The sequence below is a fragment of the Mesorhizobium sp. M7A.F.Ca.US.005.03.2.1 genome (assembly GCF_003997795.1).
Lineage (GTDB): Bacteria > Pseudomonadota > Alphaproteobacteria > Rhizobiales > Rhizobiaceae > Mesorhizobium > Mesorhizobium ciceri.
In genome coordinates this window covers 1-3,792 of record NZ_RZRP01000625.1, presented here as the reverse complement: position 1 = coordinate 3,792, position 3,792 = coordinate 1, and the positions used below count along the sequence as shown (strand labels likewise).

The window sequence follows — 3,792 nt, the reverse complement described above, 5'->3', positions numbered from 1 at the left end:
GTCCAGAAACAAGGCTCGAACCGGGCGCAAAAGCTCGATGATTTGAGGCAAGGTCTTCTGTTGGAAATACGAAAGAACGCCCACGGTCCATGACAACAGCGCTTACGCATCTTCAGCGGCTTGAGGCCGAGTCCATCCATATATTCCGCGAGGTTGCGGCCGCCTTTGCCAAGCCGGTCATGCTCTATTCGGTCGGCAAGGATTCATCCGTGTTGATGCATCTGGCGATGAAGGCGTTTTATCCCGCCAAGCCGCCATTTCCCTTTCTTCACGTCGACACGACGTGGAAGTTCCGCGAGATGATCGCCTTTCGCGATCAGATGGCGCAGAAACTCGGCTTCGATCTCCTGGTTCATGTCAACGAAGACGGCGTGCGCGACAACATCAATCCGTTCGACCATGGTTCGAACACCCACACCCATGTCATGAAGACCGTGGCGCTGCGCCAGGCGCTCGACAAATACGGCTTCGACGCGGCCTTTGGCGGCGCACGTCGCGACGAGGAGAAATCGCGCGCCAAGGAGCGCATCTTTTCCTTCCGCAATGCCCAGCATGTGTGGGATCCGAAGAACCAGCGCCCCGAAATGTGGAAGATATTCAACACCCGCATCGCATCGGGTGAATCGATCCGCGTCTTTCCGCTGTCGAACTGGACCGAGCTGGATATCTGGCAGTACATCCTGCAGGAAAGTATCCCGATCGTGCCGCTCTATTTCGCCAAGGAACGGCCGGTGGTGGAACGCGACGGCATGCTGATCCTGCGGGACGACGAGCGCATGAAACTCCGCCCCGACGAGACAGTGGAGAACCGGCTCGTGCGGTTCCGCACGCTTGGCTGCTATCCGCTGACTGGCGCCATCGAATCGGAGGCCGACACGCTGGAAGCCATCGTCGGCGAAATGCTGACGGCACGGACATCCGAACGGCAGGGTCGCCTGATCGACCGCGATGAAGCCGGCTCGATGGAAAAGAAGAAGCGCGAGGGGTACTTTTGACCATGCGCCACATCATGGCAAAGAGCCTCGCCCCCACCGACGGCGTTCGCGACTATCTGGCGGCGCAGGAGAAGAAGTCGCTGCTGCGCTTCCTGACCTGCGGCTCGGTCGATGACGGCAAGTCGACGCTGATCGGGCGCCTGCTGTCCGACACCAAGCAGATTTTCGAGGATCAGCTCGCCGCGCTCGAACGCGATTCGCGCAAGCATGGCACGACGGGTGACGACATCGATTTCGCACTGCTGGTCGACGGCCTCGAGGCCGAGCGTGAGCAAGGCATCACCATCGACGTCGCCTACCGTTTCTTTGCCACGCCGAAGCGCAAATTCATCGTCGCCGACACACCTGGCCACGAGCAATACACCCGCAACATGGCCACCGGCGCCTCGACCGCCGACCTGGCGATCGTGCTGATCGATGCCCGGCAGGGTGTGCTTCGACAGACCAGGCGACATTCGATCATCGCCTCGCTGCTCGGCATCCGCCACGTCGTGCTGGCCGTCAACAAGATCGATCTTGTCGATTTCGATCAGACGGTTTTCGACCGGATCGTCGAAGACTACGGGCAATTCTCGCGCGATCTCGGCTTCCAGACCATTGCGCCGATCCCGATGTCGGCCCGTTATGGCGATAATGTCAGCCGTCGGTCGGAAAGCATGGAATGGTATTCCGGCCCAACGCTGATCGAGCATCTCGAAACCGTGTCAGTCGACCAAGCGATGGTCGAACTGCCGTTCCGTTTCCCGGTCCAGTATGTCAATCGTCCCAATCTCGACTTTCGCGGCTTTGCCGGCACGGTCGCTTCCGGCTCGGTTGCGCCCGGCGACGAGGTCGTTGTCGCCAAGTCGGGCAAATCCTCGCGCGTCAAGCGGATCGTCTCGTATGGCGGCGATCTCGCCCAGGCGGCTGCCGGACAGGCCGTCACGCTCGTCCTCGACGACGAAGTCGAAATCTCGCGCGGCAACATGCTGGTTTCGCCTGCCGCACGGCCGCAGGTCGCCGACCAGTTCGCCGCCAACATCGTCTGGTTCGACGAGCATGCGCTGCTGCCGGGCCGCTCCTACATCCTGCGCACCGAGACCGACCAGACCAGCGCCACCGTCACCGATCTGAAATACCGGATCAACGTCAACGACTTTGCCCATGAAGCGGCCAAGTCGCTCGAAATGAACGAAGTCGGCATCTGCAACATCTCGACGCGGACGCCGATCGCCTTTGATCCCTTCGCCGAAAACCGCACAACCGGCGCCTTCATCCTGATCGACCGCATCTCCAACGCCACGGTCGGCGCCGGCATGATCCTGCACTCTCTGCGCCGCGCCGAAAACATCCATTGGCAGTCGCTCGATGTCGGCAAGCGCGTGCGCGCCGACATGAAGAACCAGCGGCCCGCCGTGTTCTGGTTCACCGGGCTGTCGGGATCCGGCAAGTCGACCATCGCCAACCTGTTCGAAAAGAAGCTGTTCGCCACCGGCCGTCATACTTATATCCTCGACGGCGACAACGTCCGTCACGGTCTCAATCGCGATCTTGGCTTTACCGATGCCGATCGCGTCGAGAACATCCGCCGCGTCGCCGAGGTGGCGCGTTTGATGGCCGATGCCGGGTTGATCGTCATTGTTTCGTTCATTTCGCCGTTCAGCGCCGAGCGGCGCATGGCACGTGAATTGATGGCCGACGGAGAATTCGTCGAGGTGTTCGTCGATACGCCCTTCGAGGAATGCGCCAGGCGTGATCCGAAGGGCCTCTATGCGCGCGCGCTGAATGGCGAGATCAAGAATTTCACCGGCGTCGATTCCCCTTATGAAGCGCCGGAAACCCCGGAGATCCATCTGCAGACACTCGGCAAATCGGCCGAAGAGATGGTCGACGCCCTGGAACACTGGCTGAACGAGCGCGACATTGCCGAAGACCAATACGATAGCGGCGGCGGCATCTGACGACAGGCTGATGCTTGAAATCTTCGAGCGCCTGGCCTTGTCGGCCGGGCGCGAGGTGATGCGCGTGTTCCACGCCGGCTGTGCGGTTGACCGCAAGTCCGACGCCTCGCCGGTGACCGAGGCGGACCGCGAGAGCGAAAAGATCATTCTCGCCGGACTGCGTGCCGCATTTCCCGATATCCCCTGCGTGGCCGAGGAAGAAGCTTCCGCCGGTATCGTGCCGCCCGACCTAAATGGGGCTTTCTTCCTGATCGATCCGCTCGACGGCACCAAGGAATTCGTCAACCGCCGCACCGATTTCACCGTCAACATAGCGCTGGTTCGCGATGGTGTGCCGGAGGTCGGCGTCGTCTTTGCGCCCTGCACGGGCCGCTTCTTTTCCGGCCTGCCGGGAAGGGCGGAATCTCTCGAGATCGATGGCGGCTACCAGATCGTCGGCCGCCGGCCGATCTCGGTGAGAACGGCCGTGGCGCCGCTGGCCGTCGTCGCCAGCCGTTCCCACAACACGCCGGAAACCGAGGCCTATATTCGCGACCTTGGTGCCGCCGAAATCGTCTCGGTCGGTTCGTCCTTGAAATTCTGCCTTCTCGCCAGTGCCGAGGCTGATGTCTATCCGCGCTTCGGCCGCACCATGGAATGGGACACGGCGGCAGGCGACGCCATCCTGCGCGCCGCCGGTGGCATGACGCGCACGCTCGATGGCCAGCCTCTGGTCTATGGGAAGCGCCGGCAAAGCGACGACGAGGATTTCGCCAATCCGCATTTCATTGCCAGCGGCGGGGCAGGGGTCAGCCCCGCCTGAGAAGGCCCGGTAGCTTACTCGGCCGCTGCCTGCGCCGAATTCGAGCCTATATAGT

3 protein-coding genes are annotated in these 3,792 nt (G+C 61.7%); all 3 read left to right on the top strand.

What is annotated here, in order from left to right; translation table 11 throughout:
• Positions 1 to 89: 89 nt before the first annotated feature.
• From cysD to cysQ, 3 genes are read left to right on the top strand one after another with little or no spacing between them, the layout of a single operon-like run.
• Positions 90 to 995, top strand: coding sequence for a sulfate adenylyltransferase subunit CysD (gene cysD / locus EN991_RS27030; protein ID WP_013532711.1), 906 nt, complete (start codon positions 90 to 92; stop codon positions 993 to 995).
• 2 nt (positions 996 to 997) lie between these two features.
• Complete coding sequence (gene cysN / locus EN991_RS27025) at positions 998 to 2,935, top strand: sulfate adenylyltransferase subunit CysN (protein ID WP_164766110.1); 1,938 nt, start codon at positions 998 to 1,000, stop codon at positions 2,933 to 2,935.
• A 10-nt stretch (positions 2,936 to 2,945) separates the two neighbouring features.
• Entirely contained in the window at positions 2,946 to 3,737 is a 792-nt protein-coding gene (gene cysQ, locus EN991_RS27020; RefSeq protein ID WP_024503689.1) for a 3'(2'),5'-bisphosphate nucleotidase CysQ, read from the top strand.
• The last annotated feature ends 55 nt before the right edge of the window (positions 3,738 to 3,792 follow it).